At 62.9% G+C, this 5051-nt stretch carries 4 protein-coding genes and 1 pseudogene; all 5 read right to left on the minus strand.

Going from position 1 to position 5051, the window contains the following annotated elements:
• The coding region (locus MOV61_RS28220) for an ABC transporter ATP-binding protein (protein ID WP_247138964.1) at window positions 1-434 on the minus strand (434 nt) is incomplete at its 3' end.
• 9 nt (window positions 435-443) lie between these two features.
• On the minus strand, window positions 444-1496 hold the full coding sequence (locus tag MOV61_RS28225; RefSeq protein WP_247038953.1) for a carbohydrate ABC transporter permease: 1053 nt from the start codon (window positions 1494-1496) through the stop codon (window positions 444-446).
• On the minus strand, window positions 1496-2512 hold the full coding sequence (locus MOV61_RS28230) for a carbohydrate ABC transporter permease (protein ID WP_038540242.1): 1017 nt from the start codon (window positions 2510-2512) through the stop codon (window positions 1496-1498). The genes MOV61_RS28225 and MOV61_RS28230 overlap by 1 nt, the downstream gene beginning before the upstream one ends.
• Before the next feature lie 336 nt (window positions 2513-2848).
• Window positions 2849-4117 (minus strand): ABC transporter substrate-binding protein, encoded by a 1269-nt coding sequence (locus tag MOV61_RS28235; RefSeq protein WP_038540246.1) that lies wholly within the window; start codon window positions 4115-4117, stop codon window positions 2849-2851.
• A gap of 93 nt (window positions 4118-4210) precedes the next feature.
• Window positions 4211-5051: pseudogene (locus MOV61_RS28240) on the minus strand (hypothetical protein); the annotation flags it as partial.

Raw genomic sequence — 5051 nt, forward strand, 5'->3', positions numbered from 1 at the left:
CCGATCGCGACGCGCTGGCGCTGGCCGCCGGAAAGCTGGCCGGGCCGGCGTTCCAGATAGGGCTCGATCTCCAGCATGCGGGCGGCTTCGTTGATGCGTTCGGCCACTTCGGCCTTCGGCATGTTGGAATTTTCAAGGCCGAAGGCGAGGTTCTGGCGCACGCTCATATGCGGATAGAGAGCATAGGACTGGAAGACCATGGCAAGGCCGCGGTCGGCGGCGGACACTTCGTTGACGCGCTTGCCGTCGATCTCGATCTCGCCGCCGGTGACCTTTTCAAGGCCGGCGATGGTACGCAGCAAGGTCGATTTTCCGCAGCCGGACGGGCCGACGAAAACGATGAACTCGCCGTCCTTGATCGCGAGGTCGATGTCCTTCAGGACGTCGACCGCGCCGAAGGACTTCTTGATTTTGGTGAGTGTGATCTCGCCCATCGGGGATCCTTACTTCAGGCCGGTGCCGGCAATGCCGGTGGTGATGAAACGCTGCAGGAAGATGAAGACCAGCACGACGGGGATCATGGTCACGACCGTCATCGCCAGGATGAAGTGCCACTGGACGTTCAATTCGCCGGAATAGATGCTCAAACCCACCTGCAGGGTGTAGAGTTCGCGCCTCGACAGGACGATCAGCGGCCACAGGAAGTCGTTCCAGCGCCAGACCACCGAGAAGATCGCCAGCACCGCAAGCGCCGGTGCCGTCAGCGGCAGGACGATGCGCCAGTAGATCTGCCATTCCGACGCCTTGTCCATGCGCGCCGCGTCGATCAGTTCGTCCGGGATGGTCAGCATGTATTGGCGCAGGATGAACACGCCGGTCGGTGTCGCGACCGTCGGCAGGATGACGCCCCAGAGACTATTGAACAGCCCGAGCGACGAGATGATCGAGTAGAGCGGCACCATGATCACCGAAAGCGGCACCATCAGCGTCGCGAGGATGATCAGCATCGCCAGGCTGCGGCCCTTGAACTCGTATTTCGACAGCGCGAAGGCGGCCATGGAATTGACGATCAGGGTGATCAGCGTCGCGGTCACCGTGACGAAGACCGAGTTCCACAGGTAGCGCAGGAAATCGAACTGGGTGAAGGGCGTCGTGTAATTTTCCGTAGCGAACGAGACCGAGCGGACCGGCGTCCGGTCGCCGATGTTGACGCGGACGATTTCTCCGGGCGCCTTCGGATCGACCATCTGGGCGACCAGACCGATGCGGCGCACTTCGGCCAGCACCCTGGTCGAACCGTCCGGCATCTTGGCGTCGAAGAGCTGCAGCGGCTTGTCGTAGCCCTGCACCGTCGCCTGGCTGGTGATATAGGGCAGGATCGACGGCGGGAATTCGGCAAGTGCCGCCGGCGTCTTGAACGATGAGAAGGTGAGCCAGACGGCCGGGCCGAACATGATGATCAGTCCGCCGATCAGCCAGACCCAGGTGACGATGTCCGTCCAGTGCCAGCTCTTGCCGCCGCGGCGGCGCAGAATGAAGCGAGAGGCTACACCCATCAGCGTTTCCCCTTCTTTTCGCCACGCTGGCCTATGCCGAGCTGGATCAGTGTCAGGACGACGAGCACGAGGCCCATCAGGATAGAGGCGGCAGCGGCAAGGCCCGGATTGCGGAGCGCCGAGGCAAAGCCGGTCTCGTAGATATACTGGGTCAGATAGAGTGTGCTGGTGCCGGGACCGCCGCCGGTCAGGACATAGACCTCGTCGAAGATCTGCACGGCCTTGATCAGCGCCAGGACGACGACGACCAGAAGGTTCGGGGCGAGAAGCGGCAGCGTGATGCGCCGGAAGACGCGCGCCGGCTTGGTGCCGTCCATTTCGGCGGCTTCATAGAGATCCTTCGGGATCGCCTGCAGACCGGCGAGCAGGATCAGCGTGTAGAGGCCCATATGCGCCCAGATCGATACGCCGATCGTGGCGATGAAGGTCCAGTTGCGGTCGGTGAGCCAGGTATACGGCTCGATGCCGAACTGGTAGAGACCGAAATTCAAGAGGCCCTGGCGTTGCAGGATCCACTTCCAGATCAGGCCGACGACGACCGGCGACAGGAGGACCGGGAAGAAGAATACGGCGCGCCAGAAGGAGCGGGCGGCGAGATCACGGTTGAGGATCAGTGCGGTGATCAGCGACACGCAGATCATCAGCGCCACCTGCAGGATGACGAACCAGAACGTGTTGCCGACGGCGGCCCAGAAGGCATCCTCCTGGCAGGACATCGGATCGAGGTAGTTCGTGCAGGTGAAAAGGCGCTGATACTGCTCGGCGCCGACGAAATTGCGCTCGGAAAGGAAGAAGGCGGTGCCGCCGGTCATCGAGTAGACGAAGTTGATGACGAGGGGCAGGAGCACGAAAATGCCGAAGATCAGCATGTTCGGGGCGAGGAAAACGGTCGCCATGCCGCCGATGCCGGTCGCTTTCTGGACGGCGCGCAGCGGTATGTCGATGATGCGCATCAAGAGATGCACGGGCGCCATGAGGAGGCTGCCGAGGCGGTCTGTAAGGGACGTCGTGCTCATTTCAATGACTTCCTCCCCTTGGCCTGGTTCTGTTCGTTCGGCTGTATCGATTCAATGCATATGGAAAAAAGGCGTTGCGGCTGGCCGATCTCCCCCCTTGAGGGGGAGATGCCCGGCAGGGCAGAGGGGGGTGTCGCATAGGCACCTCATAGATCCTCGCACCCGCTGCACCGCTGCCACCCCCCTCTGTCACCTTCGGTGACATCTCCCCCTCAAGGGGGGAGATCAGAGGGAGCTTGCCGCGCCGCCTCGTATCCTCATGCCGAATTTCTCTCCCCGGTGCGGGGAGAGAAGAATGTCCCGCCCGACGGGCGGAGCAATTTCGCCAATTGGGCATCAAAGGCCGCTGTCCTTGACCTTCTGGGCGATATCGGCGTCGATGCGCGTAAAGGCGTCGTCGAGCTTCAGTTCGCCGGCAAGGGTCTGACCGACGCGGGTGACGATCGCGGCATAGACCGTGTCGGACCAGCGCCAGCCGGGCAGCTTCAGAGCGGTGTCGGAGGTGGTCTTGGATGCCTCGACATATTTGGTCAGGGCCGCCTTGGCGAAGGCGTTGTCGGTCTTGAAGTCAAGGCCGCCCTTGTCGACGACGCCCTTGTGGCCGGGCAGGAACAGGGTGCGCTCGGAGAATTCCTTGACGATCTTCTCCTGGGCGAACCAATCCATGACGGCTGCGACGTCCTTCGGGTTCTTCGTATATTTCACAGCGACGAGCGCCGCGCCGCCGGGCATGCCGGTGCAGGCGGCCGGGCCGCAGGGGCTGCCGGTGGCGACCCAGTCGAAGCTGTTGCCGATCTTGGTGGCGAGGTTGGCCACCTGCCAGGAACCGGAATAATAGAAGGCGAGCTGACCGTTGATGAAGTCTTCGGCCGCGGCGCGGTAGGTCGAGCCGCCGGCGGAGACCCAGACGTCCTTGGCAAACGAACCTTCGGCGACCCAACCGACGAACTTGGTCAGGAAATCCTTGGCGCCCTTGTCGAGCGGGGCCGGCTTGCCGTCCGGTCCGACATAGTTGGCGCCGTAGGACAGCAGCGGAGCGGTGAGGCGGTGGCCGGAGCGGTCGATCGCCATGGCGAACGGAAGCTTCTGGCTATCCTTGACCTTCTTGGAAGCTGCGGCCCATTCTTCCCAGGTGGCCTTCGGGCCTGGCATCGGAACGCCGGCCTGATCGAACAGGGTCTTGTTGGCAAAGCCACCGGTCAGGGTGATCTGCGTCATGAAGCCGGAGATCTGCTTGGAGCCGTCCGGACGCATCCAGTCGGCCTGGGCGCCGAAATTATCGTCCCAGTACTTGGCATCCTTGACCAGCGGGCGCAGGTCGAGCCAATGCCTGGAAAGGTCCTTGATCGCCGTGACGCGGGCGATATCCGGGCCGTTGCCGGCTTCGAGCTGCACGGGCAGCTGGTCCTTGATGACGCTGTAGGCAACGTTGTCGAGCGTGACGTTGATGCCTGGGTTTTCCTTCATGAAACGGCCAACGAGGTCCTTCATGACATCGCCTTCGACGCCGTCCGAATACCACATGATCCGCACGTCGCCGGCATGTGCTGCCGTCGACATGAGAAGGGCGAGCGCAGCGCCCGCCAGAAGCGATTTGGTTTTCATGCTCATTTCCTCCTCTGAATGGACGGGGCCTCCTCCCGTCCGGTTTCCTTAAGGCGCACATCTGTGCGCCTTAACCTGAAAATCCTTTTTATATCATGCGGGGCGCAGCATCGTCGCTTCGCCCTTTACGGTGTAATCCGCCCGCGCGATCACGCGGCCTTCGGCCTCCACGGAGCCGTCCTTCCTGAAGCGGACGGTACCATATTCCGGGTCCTCGACAACGATGGTGCCGTCGGATTCCTGTCTCGGGGCGAGCCCGCTGAAGCGGTACTCGACGGCCGTCAGATTGTCCGCCTCGCAGACGCGGACGATCCAGCGGGTCTTCTGGCCGTACTGGCGCAGTTCAGCCCCTGCCGACGGACCGTCGGTCACGGCCTCCAGCTTCGAGGGCGCGCGCAGCATGACGGCACCCTTGCCGGAGCGGGCAAGCGCCACACCACCGGAAACATGGGTTTCGTCGAACTCGGCCTTCGGGAACCAGGCATGGGTGAAATCCGGCTGTTCCTCGTAGGTGGTGAACTCGAGGACGGCGAGGCCGCGATACTGCTGGGCACGCGGAATGGTGCCGCAGCCGCCCCAATAGGACGGGCGGCCGTAGCCGAACTGGATGGTTTCGCCCGGATGGTTGATCCAGATCGCAGCTTCCGGCTTGTCGCCGAGACGCAGGTGCAGGATGGTTTCCTGATAACCCCATTCGTCCCAGCGGTAATGCACCGTCGAGCCCATCGCGAAATGCTCGCCCTTGTAGTGATAGAGCGCGGCAAACGAGTTTTCGCCCTGGGCGAAACGCCATTCCTGGTGCTGGCTGCCGCGGTGATCGGCGATCGCGGCAAGCTCGGCGGGGATTTCGAGACCGTGGTCGCGCAGGCAGACGGCCATCTGCGGCAGGCAGTGGACGCGGCGGCCATACCAACCCGTGCCCCAGAGCAGACGG

The sequence above is a fragment of the Neorhizobium sp. BETTINA12A genome, from assembly GCF_023006485.1.
Lineage (GTDB): Bacteria > Pseudomonadota > Alphaproteobacteria > Rhizobiales > Rhizobiaceae > Neorhizobium.